We start from the raw sequence: 15,845 nt of genomic DNA, 5'->3' as shown, positions 1-15,845 counted from the left end.
CGTACTAGGCTGGACGGTGGCTATCCCTACATTCCAGGAGACGGAGATGAAATTGAAGTGCGCAATTCTTGATGATTACCAGCAGGTGGCGCTCAACATGGCGGATTGGTCAGCGCTGGCCGATCGGGTGGAGGTGTCCGCCATCAGCGCGCACTTTACCGATGAGGCGGAGCTGGCGGTGCATCTGCAGGAATGCGACATTCTGGTCATCATGCGCGAGCGCACGCCGATAACCGCCTCGCTGCTGGCGCGGTTGCCGCAGCTGAAGCTGCTGATCACCTCCGGCATGCGCAATACCGCTATCGATTTGGCCGCCGCCGCCGAGCGCGGCGTGGTGGTGTGCGGCACCCGCAGCGGGTCGGCGGCGCCGATGGAGTTGACCTGGGCGCTGCTGCTCGGGCTGGCCAAGCATATCGTGCCGGAAAGCGCCGGGCTGCGGAACAACGGCCCGTGGCAGCTGGGCTTGGGCGTCACGCTGCAGGGGAAGACGCTGGGGCTGCTGGGGCTGGGCAAGATCGGCGGCCAAATGGCCAGGGTGGCACAGGCGTTCGGCATGCGGGTGCTGGCCTGGAGCCAGAACCTGACGGCGGAACGGGCAGCGCAGGAGGGCGCCCTGCTGGCACCGTCCAAACGGGCGCTGTTCGAGCAGAGCGATTTTGTCTCCATTCACCTGGTGCTGAGCGATCGCAGCCGCGGGCTGGTAGGGCGGGACGAATTGACGGCGATGAAACCCACCGCTTACCTGATCAACACCTCGCGCGCGGGGATCGTCGATCGGGCGGCATTGGTGGACGTGCTGCAACAGCGGAAGATTGCCGGCGCCGGGCTGGACGTGTTCGAGACGGAGCCGCTGCCGGCCGACGATGTGTTTCGTCAACTGCCCAACGTGCTGGCGACGCCGCATGTGGGTTACGTGGCGGACGACAACTACCGCGCCTACTTCACCGAGGCGGTCGAGGACATTGCGGCGTTTCTCGCCGGTCAACCGATCCGTCGGCTGGGCTGATGGCGTTTTTAATGCCCGCAGAGGCTTGTCTGGCGCGGGCATTCACCCGTATTATTGCGGGTCTTTTTTTAGCTGGGATTGGTCATGCGCGTATTATTGGCTCCGATGGAGGGCGTTCTCGACTCTTTGGTGCGTGAGTTACTCACCGAAGTGAACGACTACGATCTGTGCATCACCGAATTTTTGCGCGTGGTCGATCAGCTGCTGCCGGCCAAGTCGTTCTATCGGCTGTGCCCGGAGCTGCGTCACGCCAGCCGCACGCCGTCGGGCACGCTGGTGCGGGTACAGCTGCTGGGGCAGTACCCGCAGTGGCTGGCGGAGAACGCCGCGCGCGCGGTGGAATTGGGCTCTTACGGCGTCGATCTCAACTGCGGCTGCCCGTCCAAGCTGGTGAACGGCAGCGGCGGCGGGGCGACGCTGCTCAAAGATCCGGAATTGATCTACCAGGGCGCCAAAGCGATGCGCGCGGCGGTGCCGGCCCATCTGCCGGTCACGGTGAAGGTGCGCCTGGGCTGGGACTCTTCCAATCGCAGCTTTGAAATCGCCGATGCGGTGCAGCAGGCGGGCGCCAGCGAACTGACGGTGCACGGCCGCACCAAAGAGGACGGCTATAAGGCGGATCGCATCAACTGGGCGGCGATCGGCGAGATCCGTCAGCGGCTGAGCATCCCGGTTGTCGCCAACGGCGAGATCTGGGATTACCAGAGCGCGCAGGATTGCCTGCAGACGACCGGCTGCGACGCCATCATGCTGGGGCGCGGCGCGCTCAACGTGCCGAACCTGAGCCGGGTGGTGAAATATAACGAACCGCGCATGCCCTGGCCGCAGGTGGTTGAGCTGCTGCAAAAATACGTCCATCTGGAAAAGCAGGGCGACACCGGCCTGTATCACGTGGCGCGCATTAAACAGTGGCTGGGTTATTTGCGTAAAGAATATGATGAAGCAACTGAACTGTTCAGCGAAATACGCGCGTTGACGACGTCCGGGGATATTGCGCGCGTCATCTGCCGCAGCTGAAAATAAACCCGCGCGTGGCGGGTTTATTTAAATCGGCATTATCAGGCGGCTTTATCAAGACGGTTTAATTCTATCTCGATATCCTGAATGGTTTTTTCCAGTCCTTCCAGACAGGCGCCCTGTTTATTCAATAGGTCGTTAATGGCTTCGGCGAATGCCTTATTTTTGCATTCCCCCTGATCGAAGGCCAGCCAGTGTGCGGAGAGCGTCTCGATATTCGACTGCGCGTAGTGGCGCATTTCCTTCAGCTGGGAAGCGACATTGCGTAAATTATCCAGCTGCGCCTGTGCATTTGCATTGTTGCTCATGAATTTCTCCTTGAGTTGGCCGTTAAATAATTTCGACTGCGGGATCAAGCTTACCCTATTTAAATAAAAATATCACCCTGAGTGGTCTGGGTGGTTATTTTTGAGTGGGTGTGGCTATATTTATTGTTCGGCTGAACAAGGACTTGGGTGGAATTGTAAAAATAGATAAATACGGTGTTTTTGGCGATTATTTTCGGCCATCCCGTACGGGATGGCCGTTATTCTACCCCTTAAGCGTGAGGCCGACTATGCCGCGTCCGCCAGCATAAACATGCCGTAGGGGTGAATTTCCAGATAATACTGCTCGCCGACGTTCGGTTGCAGGCGGGTGGCGTTAACCTGCAGCAAAATCTGTTGCCCGTGCCACGCCACCGTCACCTCATACTGCGGCCCCATGTAGGCGACATGCTGGATCTCGCAGCGCTGGCTTTCATCGCCATGCTCGCTCAGCGTGATCGCTTCCGGCCGCACGCCCACCGTGCCGGCGCCCTGGGCGGCAAAATGCGCCGGGCGCGGCAGGCGATAGCCGCTGATATCGACATGATCGGCGCTGAAGCTGGCCGGGAACAGGTTGGCGTCCCCCATAAAGCTCGCCATAAAGCGCGAGGCGGGCTGCCGATAGAGATCCTGCGGCGAGCCCATCTGCATGATATGCCCCTTGTTCATCACCAGTACGGTGTCGGAGACTGCAAAAGCCTCGCTCTGATCGTGGGTGACGTACAGCGACGTGATATCAAACTGCTTTTGCAGCTCGCGGATCTTTTCGCGCATGCTGCGGCGCAGGTTGGCGTCGAGGTTGCTCAACGGCTCGTCGAACAGCAGCACTTTCGGCTTGAGGATCAGCGCGCGCGCCAGCGCCACGCGCTGCTGTTGGCCGCCGGAGATCTGATCGACATAGCGATCGTCGAACCCCGCCAAGTCCACCATCGCCAGCGCTTCCTGCACGCGCGCTTTCACTTCGGCGCGCGGAATGCCGAGCATCTTCAGGCCATAGCCGACGTTCTCCCCCAGCGACATGTGCGGGAACAGGGCATAAGACTGGAATACCATGCAGATGTCACGCTGCTGGATGGAACGATGGGTGACGTCTTCACCATCAATGAATATCTGCCCGTCGCTCGGTTTTTCCAGCCCGGCGACCAGGCGCAAAATGGTGGTCTTGCCGCAGCCGGAAGGGCCGAGCAGCGTCACCATTTGCCCCCGTGGGATGGTGAGCGTGATGTTATCGATTACCGTGTTGCTGCCGAACCGTTTGGAGACGTTACGCAGTTCAACGAAATTTTTCTGGCTCATCATGGGCTCCATTACGCCTGGTTTTTGGCTTTTGAACGGGAGATGCGTGCCTCGCCGATCAGCCAGTCAAAGAGGAAAATAATCGCCAGCATCACCACGATCAGAATTGAACCGTAGGCGATCGCCACGCCGTATTCGCCGTCTTCCACGCGGTTGAGGATGTAGGCGGTGGCCACGCGGGTATCGGGGGTGACCAGGAAGACGATGGCGCTGACGGTGGTGATGGCGCGCACGAAGCTGTAGATCAGCGCCGACAGGATAGCCGGGCGCAGCAGCGGCAGCAGGATGTGCGTGATGGTGCGCAGCGAGCCGGCGCGCAGGCTGAGCGAGGCTTCGTCCAGCGATTTGTCTATCTGGCCCAGCCCGGCGATCCCGGCGCGAATGCCCACCGGCACGTTGCGCATCACCATCGAAATAATCACGATGGCGGCCGTCCCGGTGAGGTACACCGGCGCGCCGTTAAAGGCGAGAATGTAAGAGACGCCGGCCACGGTACCCGGCACCGCAAAGCACAGCATGGTGGTGAACTCGATGGTCTTTTTGCCCTTGAACTGTTGGCGCACCACGATCCAGGCGATCAGCAGGCCGAACGCGGCGGTGATCGGCGCGGCGATCCCGGCGTACAGCAGCGTGTCGAGCAGCGAAGGCCACGCGCCGTCGCTCATGCCCTGGCCGAACAGTTTGATGAAGTTATCCAGCGTCAGCGTGTAATCCACTCCCCAGTTGACGGTGAAGCTGCCGTAGAAAATGCTGCCGTAAAGCAGGGCGTTAAAGGCTACCCACACCGCCAGCAGCGCGATCACGCCCCACACCAGCGTGACCGGCAGCGGCTGCACGTCGCCGCGATACGATTTGCCGGACACGGTGACGTAGGAACGTTTGCCGATCCACATATACTGGATGCAGAACACCAGCAGTGAGAACAGCAGCAGGAAGGCGCCGAGGGTGCTGGCGGCCTGATAATCGAGCTGCGAACCGGTGATGTAAAAATAGATTTGCGTCGCCAGCACGTCGAAGTTGCCGCCGAGCACCAGCGGGTTGCTGAAATCAGCCAGCGATTGCACCACCACGATCAAAAACGCGTTGGCCAGCGCCGGTTTCAGCAGCGGCACGAACACGCCGTTAAAGGTTTGCCAGCGGCTGGCGCGCAGGGTGTAGGAGGCCTCTTCCAGCGAAGGATGAATGGTCTTGATCGCGCCGTCGAGGATCATGAACGCCATCGGGGTGAACGCCAGCACCTGCGCCAGCCAGATGCCGGTAAAGCCGTACAGCCAGTTGGTGTTGGTCAAACCGAACCAGGCCACCATCCACTCGGTGACGTAGCCGGAGCGCCCCATCATCAGCGTGACGCCCAGGCCGACGACGAACGGCGGCGTGACGATGGGCAAGATGGAGAAGATGCGGCCGATAATGGCGCTGCGCTTGGCGATGCGGGTAGTGTAAATCGCCAGCACCAGGCCGAAAAAGGTGCAGCCGGCGCCCACCGCGATCGACAGGGCGATGGAGTTGAGGATCACCTGAATGATATGCGCCTGCGACAGCACGTTCATAAAGGCCAGCGGCGCGAACGCGCCCGTCTGGTCGGTGAACATCGGAATGAAAATCGCGATGCTCGGCCAGACGATGAAGACGCCGATCAGCGCCACGATGGTGACCAGCGCGCCGATAACGAAACGGTCGCCGCCCAGCCAGTCGAGGCGGGTCAGCGCCAGCGTCATGATGGCGCCCAGCGCGGTCAACTGCACCAGGGTGGCGTAGCCTAAACCGCGTCCCGCCACCGTGGCGCTGACAACGATAAAGGCCATGCACAGCAGCGCCCAGCCGGCATCGAACGCGTGGCGGCGCCGCTGCTCACGGCCCGCCGCAGCGTAAGGGCGCAACAGCAGCAGGCTTGGCAGCAGGCACCAAAGCCAGCTGATATTGCGGTGTGACCAGCCGTAGGCCGCGAGGATCTCTTCGCCGGTGGACTCCAGCAGGCCGTAATCCAGGCTCCAGCTCGGCAGCAGGGCGAACGCCAGCCAGCCAAGCAAAACCCAAAGGGATATCGCATCTCGTTTTTTCACGAGATGGAGTGCATGTGTATGTGACATAAGTTTCCCGGATGTTCAGGCCGGGCAAGCCGTGAGGCTTACCCGGCAACAGGCGCAGAATGTGGGCTTATTTACCCATCTTGACTTCGCTGACCCATTTATTGATCAGCGCCTTGCGGACGTCGGTCGAACCGTACTTGTCCATGTCGTAGTTGATCAGCTTCAGGTCGTCGAGCTTCAGCGAGTTCGGCGAGGTATCGGCGGTGGTGTTGGTCAGGATCTGATAGGACTTGCCTTGCTTCCACGCCAGCTCCTGCGCCTCTTTCGACAACACCCAATCCACGAACAGCTTGGCGTTGTCGAGGTTGCGCGCGCCTTTGAGGATGCTGACGCCGCCGATTTCGTAGCCGGTGCCTTCACACGGCGAGATAAGCTCAAGCGGCGCGCCCTGTTCCTTTTCGAGCGAGTAATCATGCAGGAAACCGATGCCGATCGCCGTTTCGCCGCGGGCGGCGTTGCGCGCCGGGGCAATGCCGGACTTGGTGTACTGCGAGACGTTGGCGTTCAGCTGTTTGAGGTAAGCGAACGCCTGATCGTCTCCCCACAGCTGGGCAAAGGTCGCCAGCGCGGTGTAGGCGGTGCCGGAGCTTTGCGGATCGGCGATTTGAATTTCGCCTTTGTATTCCGGCTTGGTCAGGTCTTTCCAGCACTTGGGCACCGGCAGGTTTTTCTCTTTCAGGCGCTGGGTATTGACGCCAAAGCCGAGAATGCCGACGTAGACCGCCGAGGAGTAGTTGCCTTTCAGCTTGGCCGGATCGCGGAATTGCGTCATCACCTGGTCGAGATTCGGCGATTTGTACGGCTGCAGCAGCCCCATTTCACCGGCCTGGGATTGCGGATCGAGCGTACCGCCGTACCAGACGTCCGCCTGCGGGTTCTTCTTCTCGGCGTCCACTTTCGCCAGCGTACTGCCGGATCCGTTGCGGATGAACGCGGTTTTCACGTCATATTTCTCGCCGAAGGCTTTGGTTTCCGCTTCGCACATTTCATTGGTGGCGCTGCAGTAGACCACCAGGCGGCCCTTGGCGTGCGCGGCGCCGCTCAGGGTCGCCAGCGCGATGCCGGACGCTATCAGGGTAGTGACCCACGTTTTTTTCATTGTTTTATCCTTCTCTCGGTAGAGGTGGTAACGCTCGCCATCAGCAGCGGCATCAGCAATAAACCCATAAGAACGGCGGCGATCGACAGCAAACTGAACATGCCTGACCAGCCGTAGCCTTCGATGACCCGCGACAGCGGCCAGCCCGCCAGCGCCGCCCCCAGATAGGCGAACAGGCCGAGAAAGCCGGTGATGGAGCCCGCGGCGCCTTTGTGCCCGCATTCCACGGCGGCGAGGCCAATCAGCATCTGTGGGCCGAAGACAAAAAAGCCCACCGTAAAGAAACAGCCCGCCAGCAGCGCGTAGTGGTGCACCGGCGCCAGCCACAGCGCGGCGACGGACACCATCAGCCCGAGCGTGAACAGCAGAATCATCGGCGCGCGCTGCCCGCCGAACAGCACATCCGAGCCCCAGCCGGCGAACAGCGCGCCGAGCAGGCCGCCTATCTCGAACAGCATCACTGTCGCATTGGCGCTGAGCAGGTTGACGCCGTGGCTTTCCGTCAGCCACAGGTTGCCCCAGTCGTTCAACGCAATGCGGATCAGGTAGACCAGCACGTAAGAGACGCCGAGCAACCAGATCATCGGGTTCTTCAGCATCGTGGTGCGCAACATTCGCCACAGCCCCATCGGCGGGCTTTGCTGTTCCTGGCGCAGCTCCAGCGGATCGTGGCGCCACTGGCCGACCGACGGCAGGCCTTCTTCCTGTGGCGTGCCTGTCAGCTGCCGCGTGAGCCAGATGCCCAGCACCATGCTGACGGCCCCCGGGATCAACATCGCCGCCTGCCAGCCCCAGCGCTGGGCGGCGAAGGCGCTGATCAGCGGCACAATCGCGCCACCGAGGTTGATCGACATATTCCAGCAGCCCCACCAGAAGCCGCGCTCGTTGCGCGAATACCAGTGGGTCAGCAGCCGCGCGCAGGGCGGCCAGCCCCAGCCCTGAAAGAAGCCGTTCAGCGCCCAGACCGCCAGCAGCAGCGTCAGCGATTCGCCGAAGGCGAACGCCACGTTCAGCAAACCGGTGGCGAACAGGCCGATCCCCATAAACCCGCGCTGCCCATGGCCGTCGTGCCACAACCCGGCGACGAATTTCGACAGGCCGTAGCTCAGATGAAACAGCGAGCCGAGCAGGCCGATGTCTCCTTTATCCAGCCCCAAATCCGTTTGCAGCGCCGGCAGCACGTAATTCACGCTTTTGCGCGTCAGGTAAAAGGCGGCGTACCCGATGACCATGTACAGCAGCAGCCGCGGGCGCAGCGCGCGGTAACGATGATCGATTTCAGATGCTGAGCGTGCTTGCATAGCCGCCTCCCTGGTGCTGACTATAAGAAGGTGAAAAGGAAAGGGGATGAGATAAAGTCCGGAGTGGCTAAGACTTTTTCCTAGTTAGTCGGCGGTTTGTTGCAAATTTGTGGGCAGGTTAACAATTACCCGGGTGCCGCGCTGCGTTTCCAGCGTCAGTTCGCCGCCGAGCGCGCTGACCCGTTCGCGCATTCCCTGAATGCCGAAGCCCGGCGCGTTGCCCGCATGGATGCCGACGCCGTTGTCCCGTACCTCGAGGTGCAAAATGGCGCCTTGCTGATACTAAACGATGGCGACTTCGCTGGCCTCGGCGTGTTTGCACACGTTGTTGAGCAGCTCTTGCAGCAGCCGGTAGAGGGTGAAGCGCACCGTCTCGCCGGCGGGCGTGTCGGTCAGGCGGTAGTCGAAACGGCAACGGATGCCCCGTTCGCTAAAGGCGAATTCGCTCAGCAGGTGGTGAAGCGCGTCTTTGAACGCCAGCTCGTCCAGCGCGGGCGGGCGAAGTTGGCGCAGCAGCTGGCGCGTGGAGTGATGAATGCGCCGGGCGAGATCGCCTATCTGGTTCGCGGCGGCCTGGGTTTGCGCCGGATCGCGCGCCCGCTTGACCAGCTGCGACTGAATTTGAATGGCGGTGATGTTCTGGCCGATTTCATCGTGCAGCTCGCGCGCCAGGTTCTTTCGCGTGTCTTCTTCGGTGTGGATCAGTTTTTCGGTCAATGCCCGCCGCGCCGCCAAATCTTCTTCCAGGCGTCGGCGATAGTGGTGCAGGTTTTGCGCCAGGTGCTGCTGACGGCTGATGGCAATGCCCAGACCGATGCCGAGCAGCGCCTGGGTCGCCAGAAAGATTTCCAGCTCGACCAGATTGCCGAACCCCACGCCGACCTGCCGCGCGAGGGTGATCATCATGCTGCCGAGCAGGCCGGACAGCACGCCGCCCTGCCAACCGAACTTCCACGCCATCACCACGTTCGGCAAAAACACCACGATCAGCAGCAGGCGCTCGATTTCCGGCGACAGCACCATCTGCGTACCGATGCCGATAACGAAAAACAGGCTGCACCAGATGATTAAGGACGCGCGCAGCGGCGGGTTGGCGGTGTCCAGCCCCAGCAGATGGTAGCGGTGCTGCTGGCGCAGAAATTCAAAGATCAGGTAGACGAACGGGGTCAACAAAACACCGCCGGTAAACGACGCCAGGCCGAGCAGCATCGCCGGGCTCTGCGCGAAAGGCGACAGCAGGGCGGTATTGAGCAGCGAGGCGGCGGTCACTGCGGCCAGCAGCAGCGTCAGCCGTTGCCAGTAGAGCGGAAAACGGCGCCAGACCCGTTGCGCGAGCGCGGCCGGGATCAGGGTGATGAACGGGGCGGCCAGCAGGCCGTAGCCGCTCAGCAGGCGTTCGCCGTGCAGCCAGAACAGCAGCAGCACCGGCGGCGCTATCAGGGCGGGCCAATAGCGCCGCCCCAGCAAGATCAGCAGCGCGAGATAGACGCCGTGGGGCAGAAACAGCGCCGCCTGATTGCCGTTGTGGGTCAGATAGAAACCGAGCGTCCACAGCATCAGCCAGCCGCTGCCCCAGGCCAACAGGATAAACAGCGAGATAACCCAGCGCCGTGAGCGGAGTGACATCAATGCCCCGCCAGCAGCTGATGATCGAGGGCGAAATGCACCAGCTCGATGGTGCTGTTGCACTGCAGCTTGCCCAGGACGTTGGCGCGATGTACGTGTACCGTTTTATGGCTGAGATCGAGCTTGAAAGCGATCTCCTTTACGCTGTCGCCTTTGACCAGCAGCTCGAAGATTTCACGCTCGCGCGGGGTCAGCACTTCCAGCGCCGTGGCCGGCTGCTCGCCGCCGCGCAGCGCCCGCAGCGCGTCGGCGCACAGGTAATGGCCGCCCATATCGACGGAGCGCACCGCCTGCACCAGCTCTTCCGGCCCGCAGCGTTTGGTCAGATAACCGCTGGCGCCGGCATCCAGCGCGCTCTGCACGAAGGTGGGGGAGTCATAAATGCTGAGTATGATCGCGCGAAACTGCGGCTTCTGCGCCCGCAGGCGTTTCAACAGGCTCAGGCCGTTTTCATCCGGCATAGCGATGTCCATCACCGCGACGCTGACGTCGTCGCGCAGCAGCGCCGGCCAGGCCGCCGCCGCGCTGCTGTATTGCCCCGCCACGTCGATGTCTGCTTCGAGGCTGAGCAATTGCGCAAAGCCGGAGCGCACCACCACATGGTCATCGACCAGTATCACACGGATCATTTTTCGCACTCTGTTGCCGAATCATGATCCTATGATGCCTGCCGCCGCGATGCTGGCAATCAGCCAAGCACGGTTATGCAATCGATGTAACAGAATCGTAATAAAAGGACGCCGCCCGCGCCGTCAACGATCCACATCGATGGCGAAATGCCGCCACAGCGCGGCTCGCCGTTCCTCTTCCGAATGCAGCGTCGTTTCGTGGCGTTGATGATCTTCGGTCACGATCAGCTTCATGTCGCTGAGGGTCACTCGGCCCAGTTCGGTCGGCCGTGAACACACCAGGCGCTGGGTGAAGTGCGACTGCGGCGAGGTGCTGTGGAAGTGGCACATCTCATCGAATTCATGCGGTTCGCGCGGCTGAACGGTAAAGCGATACAGGGTTTTGGCATGCGAGCGCTGGTCGCCGTTGCGGCGTTCCAGCAGGTAATATTCGCCTTCCCGCTCCAGGTGGAAGGTGCCGCTGGCCTGCGGTTGCGGCTCGGCAACGACGATTTTGAGCGGCGTCAGGAAGGAATCGCCGAAACCGACGTCCACCAGCCAGGCCTGGCCCGCCAGATCCACCCGCAGCGCCAGATGGTCGTAGGGTGGGCCGAAATGGCCGTCGCGCGCGCGGATCTCGCCGGAGATAAAGCTCACCCTGAAACCGATCTCCCGCAGCAGCAGGGCGAACAGCGTATTCAGCTCATAACAGAAACCGCCGCGGTTACGCTCGACCACTTTGCTGAACAGCGCTTCGGGCGCCAGCTGAATACCCTGATGATAAATAATGCTCAGGTTCTCGAACGGCACGCTCAGCATGTGGCGATGATGCAGCTGTTGCAACGTGGGGAGATCGGGGCGGGCGACGCCGGTAAAGCCGATATGCTGCAGGTAGCGTTGGGTGTCCACAGGGTGTCTCGCATGAGAAAAAGTAGGCTTAAAATAGCGGGCTTTGTGGCGTTTGTGAGCGCATTACGTGCTGCGCCTCGGCAGCCGGATTACTTTCCCGACGGGCGTCTTAGGTAAAGCGCCGGGTTCAGTGAGCGCAGATGCATTTTCAGTACGGTACCCCGTTGAAAGAGATAGTTGAGTACGGTCAATGACAGCAGTTCGGTCAGCAAGGTGCTGTAAGCGGCGCCCATCATGCCGTATTGCCGAATCAGGCCGTATGACAGAGGAATGTTAATGATAAACACCAACAACATTTTGCGGGAAAGGAAGCCGTAACCGGAAAACAGCACGATGTATTTATAGGCCACGGTCCCCAGGGCGGAGAGCAGGGTGGCGACGGCCAACACCCCCATGGCGGCATAGGCCGCCAGGTATTGCTCGCCGTACAACAGTGCGATGACCGGTTTGCCCAGCCAAACGATCCCGGCGACGATGGCTAAGGCGATGGCCAGCACCAACCCATTCAGTTTGGCCGCGGCGCGCATCGCGTCTTCGCGCCGATAGGCGAATATTTTCGCGAAGAACGAGGTGATGACGGCATCGGTAACGAACATCCAGGCGGTCGCCAGGGTAATGGCGACCGAGTAAATGCCCAGCACCGCGGCGGAAACGAACCACATCAAAAACAGCTGCGCCAGCCGGGTATAGATGGCGATGGAAACATTGGATACCGCCAACGGCAGGCCGCTGGCGAGCAGATAGCGCACATATTTGCGCCGAATACGGCCGGGGGCCGAAAAGCCCGGATGGCGGCGATGATAAAGGTGATGACGGATCAGATAGGGGATGAGGTACACCATCACGATAGGGATGGCCAGAAAGTACAGGTGCAGATCAAAAAACACGATCAGCCAGCGAGCCAACAATGCGCTGGCTAAGCCGGCCACGTTGGCCAGGGTATTGAAACGCGATTCCAGCCGGGCGTCATGGTAAATGGCGAAGACGTCTTTGAGTGAAAAAAACGAGGCCAGGAATGTGGCGGCGCAAAAGTAAAAGGTCGTGAAGTCTTCCCGCAGCCCGGTATAAAGCAAGATGATCGCAGAAAAGGCCAGGAAACAGGCTTGCCTCAGCCGGTTGGTGGAGAACATCAGCGCTGCGCCGGAGCGCGGATTACGGCTAATGCGTTTGAAGAGGATGGTGTCCGACCCCAGCAGCGCCAACGTTTGGGTAATGGCGAAAATCGCCGTGGCAAAGGTAATCTTTCCGAAGCTTTCCGGCCCAATATATTTGGCCATGTAGGCGGTGATGAATATAACGCCGAGGATTGATACCGTCTTTTCCGCTATCATCCAGGAAGCGTTTCTTATTATGCTGAAGTCTATGATCTTTAGTTTCACTGACGCTTCCCTGAATACCTTATGATATAGGATTATTCCGTTTTTTATCCTTTAATAATCACCAAGGCTTTTTTTATATTTTACAATTGAAGTCAATTGCATTTAAACTTTAGCTGGGTCTTTTGTTATGTTGGATTAATGGATGAATCAACGGAATGAGAAAATTCGTAAAATACTTCTATAAGGTTTCGCCTGACTTTATTTATTATCAGCTGTCGCATTATTTTGCTCACGGAAGCTTTGTCAACTTTTTGAATCCTAAAAGTTTTTCCGAAAGGATTTACCACAGAATGCGCTACCCGCGCGAAGAGTTCAGCCTGTTGGCGGACAAGGTGGCGGTGAGGGATTATATATCCAGTCGCGTTTCGGAAAAATACCTAACGCCGGTCATCATGATAACGGAGAACTTCACTGAGCAAGACTATTTGTCGTTGCCTCAATCTTTTGTTATCAAAACAAATAATGCCTCGCAGCAAGTTAAGATTGTCAGAGATAAAGCGCGAGTGAGTTATGATGAGATTGCAAGCACTCTCAAGAAATGGTCAAAAATAACGTATTGGAAGCGCTTTCGTGAGAAGCACTATGCGAAGATCCCACTGCAAATTGTGGTTGAAAACCTGTTGGACATCGAACGCGACGGTGAATTGATCGACTATAAAGTGCATGTTTTTAACGGCAGCCAGCCTTATCTGTTCGTGGAGTTGCTGCGGGGCGGCCCGGAGCCGACGTCGCTGGAGTTTTTGGACCGCCATGCGCATCACTGCTTTTTTACCCAGAAAGATATTCCCCAGATCAACACGTTGCACGCGAAGCCTGACTTTTGGGATGAGATGATTGAAGTCGCCCAAGCCGTTGCCGCCGATCTGGACTACTGCCGGGTCGATTTCTACCTGACGCAAGACAGGCTCTATATCGGCGAGCTGACGCTCACCCCCGGTGCAGGCAATGAAGTGTACCAACCGCGCGCCACGAACCTGCTGCTGGGCGAGCTGATGGCCAAAACCTGAACGCTATGCCGAGCGTTGGGCCAGTTCCCGCAGCCAGCCCAAAAACGCCGCGGCGTTCCTCTTCGAATGCAGTGTCGTTTCGTGGCGCAGGCGATCTTCAGTCATGAAGCGCATCCCAAGTTGGATGCGTTGAAAACAGGACAGGAAAGAAATAGCGGGAAAGCCACCGGCGCGTTCTACTGCATCGACGGCGGTTATTCCACGCATTAACAAAAACAGGCCCCTGATGGGGCCTGTGCAGTTACCAGGATTTATGCGGGTTGCGGGAGACGATGTCGATCTTTTGACACAGCAGTTTGGTAATGTCCACCGAGGTTGGCTGAGCGGCGCTGCCGACAAAGTTTTTCAGCACGATGGCGATGCGGGCGTAATTAACGTAGCCCTCAGGCAGCGGCAAATACTCGGCAACGTCGAGCGCGGTAATGCGATCCGAGGTCATCGTTGCTGAAGTGGTCGGGGTGACTGTGCCGGTGCGGCCCCACTGACAGACTTTTTCCAGCAAGGTGGTGACGCCGGCATCGCCGTTCAGCACATACTTTCCTTGGTAGGTGCCGATTGTGACATCAAGGCTGTTCTGGCCTTTTAGGTTTGCCAACGTGGCGCGCCACAGCACCAGATCATTTTTCGCGATCGGGAAGTAGATCTCGATGCGCTTGTCGGCCGTTGTCGCCGTTTTGGTGGTGGCGGTGAGCACGCCGTTTTGCAGCGTTACTGCCAAATCGGCGGTTTCCGTTTGCGAAACGCGTGCGCCGCCGAAGGCGTAGACATTATTCAGCGCCAGCGCACTGCTCTCTTTCCAGGTGGGTTCCGGCAGATGGTTGACGCCATCGCCCAGATAGAGCAGACGCCACATGTTGACATAGCCAGGCGCGACGATCTTTTTCATTTCGATGTGGTTGTTGGACCAGCCTTTTTTAATGTCGGCGTTCACCAGATCGAACCCATCGATATAACATTTTCCGCTCAGATCGCTGGATTTATCGAAGTAGAAATATTCAACGTATTGATAAGGCACCTTGCTGCCGGTATCGGTGTTGTTAGTCATCACGCTGTGCCATTGGCTGTCTTTGATTTTTACCGTGCCGCCGTTGTCGCTGGTAAATACCGGTCGATAGTTGCGGCAGTTGGCGTTGCCCCATTCGAAGTGGCAGTTTTTAAAGTCAAGCGTGCCGCCTTTGAGATCAAACAAGCCGTAATCGGTATTGGCCAACTGTTCGGTTTCATTGTTAAAGCCGCTGTAATCGAAAGAGCAATCTCGGAAGGCCAAAGTATGCACGCCCTGATAGTAGTTTCGGCTGTCGCCGAACAGGCATTTGTAGAAGACGATTTTTTCGCCGGCGTTGGCGGTGGTTTCCGACCAAATTGGCCACACACAACCGCGCACCATGATGCTGTGCCAGCTCTGAATATAGGCGTTGTTGCCGAAGACGATGCCCTTGTGCAGGTTAGTCAGCCAGACGTTTTGCACCAGCAGTTGGCAGGCCGGCAGGCCGTGCATGTTCGAGGCATCGCTGTAGACGCACAGGCCGCGCAGATTGGCCGCCGCGCCGGGCGCTCCGACGATGCGCAGGTTGTAAATCGCCGGCGCACCCAAAGAGTATTGCACGCGTACGCACTCGATATTGGCCGCGCTGCTGAAATCAAGAATGGTGCCCTTAAAATCGACGGCGTTTTTCCATAGCTTCAGGTTGGCGGTGGTTTTACAAGGGCGTACGCCGCCGGGGCCGACCAGAGTAATCCCCGCAGGGGTCGTCGGGATCGGCAGTTGCCACCACTCTTCGCCTTTGACCTGCAAGAAGTTGCAAGCGCGGGTGATGGTCAGAGAGTAATCCAGCTCATCGCCCGGCAGGTGCCACCAATCGATGCTGTAATCGCCGTCATTGATGATGCGCTTCCAGCGGCGGTTTTGCGCGTCGACGAGCAGGGTAACACCGTTATCCTGACTGGTGGAATCCGCGTCGTCTCGGGTAAATACGCCATGGTGGTAGCGGTTTTCGAGCATCACTGCGGTTTCGCTGCCGGCATAGTTGCGCAGATTGGCATAATCATTTAATGAAATCATGGAATAACCCTCATTTGGTACGATAAGAGGCCGATGCAATATGTGGCAGTTGCAGAGGCGGAGGCTTAAGTAAGTGGCATTGTGACCGAAGAGGGAGCCCGTTCATGATCCCGGTCGGCAGGAATAAATTAACAGGCTAA

Annotated in this window: 13 protein-coding genes and 1 pseudogene; 4 read left to right on the top strand and 10 right to left on the bottom strand. The window is 59.0% G+C overall.

The window, feature by feature from the left end:
* Positions 1-46 precede the first annotated feature (46 nt).
* Positions 47-1,006 carry a D-2-hydroxyacid dehydrogenase family protein gene (locus J0X03_RS17285; RefSeq protein ID WP_160204097.1) on the top strand — a complete coding sequence of 320 codons (960 nt, stop codon included), beginning with the start codon at positions 47-49 and terminating at the stop codon, positions 1,004-1,006.
* Between the two features lie 84 nt (positions 1,007-1,090).
* Positions 1,091-2,023, top strand: a complete 933-nt coding sequence (dusC, locus tag J0X03_RS17280) for a tRNA dihydrouridine(16) synthase DusC (protein WP_033652368.1) — start codon at positions 1,091-1,093, stop codon at positions 2,021-2,023.
* Between the two features lie 41 nt (positions 2,024-2,064).
* Here the strand turns inward: dusC and J0X03_RS17275 are convergent, their stop codons facing one another.
* The 9 genes and pseudogenes from J0X03_RS17275 to J0X03_RS17235 form a co-directional block, all read right to left on the bottom strand.
* Entirely contained in the window at positions 2,065-2,331 is a 267-nt protein-coding gene (locus J0X03_RS17275) for a hypothetical protein (RefSeq protein ID WP_033642249.1), read from the bottom strand.
* 246 nt (positions 2,332-2,577) lie between these two features.
* Positions 2,578-3,624 (bottom strand): ferric ABC transporter ATP-binding protein, encoded by a 1,047-nt coding sequence (fbpC, locus tag J0X03_RS17270; protein WP_033642250.1) that lies wholly within the window; start codon positions 3,622-3,624, stop codon positions 2,578-2,580.
* Between the two features lie 11 nt (positions 3,625-3,635).
* A complete protein-coding gene (locus J0X03_RS17265; RefSeq protein ID WP_033642251.1) occupies positions 3,636-5,714 on the bottom strand; it encodes an ABC transporter permease in 2,079 nt (692 codons plus the stop codon).
* Between the two features lie 67 nt (positions 5,715-5,781).
* Positions 5,782-6,813, bottom strand: coding sequence for an ABC transporter substrate-binding protein (locus tag J0X03_RS17260; RefSeq protein ID WP_046686604.1), 1,032 nt, complete (start codon positions 6,811-6,813; stop codon positions 5,782-5,784).
* Entirely contained in the window at positions 6,810-8,114 is a 1,305-nt protein-coding gene (gene uhpC / locus J0X03_RS17255; RefSeq protein WP_160204098.1) for an MFS transporter family glucose-6-phosphate receptor UhpC, read from the bottom strand. Before uhpC ends, J0X03_RS17260 begins: the two co-directional genes overlap by 4 nt.
* A gap of 84 nt (positions 8,115-8,198) precedes the next feature.
* Positions 8,199-9,740, bottom strand: a pseudogene (locus J0X03_RS17250) (MASE1 domain-containing sensor histidine kinase).
* Complete coding sequence (locus tag J0X03_RS17245; protein ID WP_033642255.1) at positions 9,740-10,369, bottom strand: response regulator transcription factor; 630 nt, start codon at positions 10,367-10,369, stop codon at positions 9,740-9,742. The pseudogene J0X03_RS17250 and the gene J0X03_RS17245 overlap by 1 nt, the downstream one beginning before the upstream one ends.
* Before the next feature lie 123 nt (positions 10,370-10,492).
* Entirely contained in the window at positions 10,493-11,257 is a 765-nt protein-coding gene (locus J0X03_RS17240) for an arylamine N-acetyltransferase family protein (protein ID WP_033642256.1), read from the bottom strand.
* A gap of 89 nt (positions 11,258-11,346) precedes the next feature.
* Complete coding sequence (locus J0X03_RS17235; protein WP_202396354.1) at positions 11,347-12,588, bottom strand: oligosaccharide flippase family protein; 1,242 nt, start codon at positions 12,586-12,588, stop codon at positions 11,347-11,349.
* A gap of 203 nt (positions 12,589-12,791) precedes the next feature.
* Between J0X03_RS17235 and J0X03_RS17230 the strand changes: the two genes are divergently transcribed.
* Both J0X03_RS17230 and J0X03_RS17225 read left to right on the top strand, forming a co-directional pair.
* Positions 12,792-13,643 carry an ATP-grasp fold amidoligase family protein gene (locus J0X03_RS17230; RefSeq protein ID WP_060659810.1) on the top strand — a complete coding sequence of 284 codons (852 nt, stop codon included), beginning with the start codon at positions 12,792-12,794 and terminating at the stop codon, positions 13,641-13,643.
* A gap of 66 nt (positions 13,644-13,709) precedes the next feature.
* Positions 13,710-13,853, top strand: coding sequence for a hypothetical protein (locus J0X03_RS17225; protein ID WP_154582435.1), 144 nt, complete (start codon positions 13,710-13,712; stop codon positions 13,851-13,853).
* Between the two features lie 31 nt (positions 13,854-13,884).
* Here the strand turns inward: J0X03_RS17225 and J0X03_RS17220 are convergent, their stop codons facing one another.
* Entirely contained in the window at positions 13,885-15,705 is a 1,821-nt protein-coding gene (locus J0X03_RS17220; protein ID WP_047572275.1) for a hypothetical protein, read from the bottom strand.
* Positions 15,706-15,845 lie beyond the last annotated feature (140 nt).

The organism is Serratia ureilytica (genome assembly GCF_017309605.1).
Classification (GTDB): domain Bacteria; phylum Pseudomonadota; class Gammaproteobacteria; order Enterobacterales; family Enterobacteriaceae; genus Serratia; species Serratia ureilytica.
Note: the sequence above shows the minus strand (reverse complement) of the source record. Positions and strands in the feature narration are given on the sequence as shown.

Excerpts from the sequence above, each read along its gene's own strand:
- J0X03_RS17265 (WP_033642251.1), bottom strand. The coding sequence starts at position 5,714 with ATGTCACATACACATGCACTCCATCTCGTGAAAAAACGAGATGCGATA.
- J0X03_RS17245 (WP_033642255.1), bottom strand. The coding sequence starts at position 10,369 with ATGATCCGTGTGATACTGGTCGATGACCATGTGGTGGTGCGCTCCGGC.
- J0X03_RS17230 (WP_060659810.1), top strand. The coding sequence starts at position 12,792 with ATGAGAAAATTCGTAAAATACTTCTATAAGGTTTCGCCTGACTTTATT.
- J0X03_RS17235 (WP_202396354.1), bottom strand. The coding sequence starts at position 12,588 with ATGATAGCGGAAAAGACGGTATCAATCCTCGGCGTTATATTCATCACC.
- uhpC (WP_160204098.1), bottom strand. The coding sequence starts at position 8,114 with ATGCAAGCACGCTCAGCATCTGAAATCGATCATCGTTACCGCGCGCTG.
- J0X03_RS17220 (WP_047572275.1), bottom strand. The coding sequence starts at position 15,705 with ATGATTTCATTAAATGATTATGCCAATCTGCGCAACTATGCCGGCAGC.
- dusC (WP_033652368.1), top strand. The coding sequence starts at position 1,091 with ATGCGCGTATTATTGGCTCCGATGGAGGGCGTTCTCGACTCTTTGGTG.
- J0X03_RS17285 (WP_160204097.1), top strand. The coding sequence starts at position 47 with ATGAAATTGAAGTGCGCAATTCTTGATGATTACCAGCAGGTGGCGCTC.
- J0X03_RS17260 (WP_046686604.1), bottom strand. The coding sequence starts at position 6,813 with ATGAAAAAAACGTGGGTCACTACCCTGATAGCGTCCGGCATCGCGCTG.
- fbpC (WP_033642250.1), bottom strand. The coding sequence starts at position 3,624 with ATGAGCCAGAAAAATTTCGTTGAACTGCGTAACGTCTCCAAACGGTTC.
- J0X03_RS17275 (WP_033642249.1), bottom strand. The coding sequence starts at position 2,331 with ATGAGCAACAATGCAAATGCACAGGCGCAGCTGGATAATTTACGCAAT.
- J0X03_RS17225 (WP_154582435.1), top strand. The coding sequence starts at position 13,710 with ATGCAGTGTCGTTTCGTGGCGCAGGCGATCTTCAGTCATGAAGCGCAT.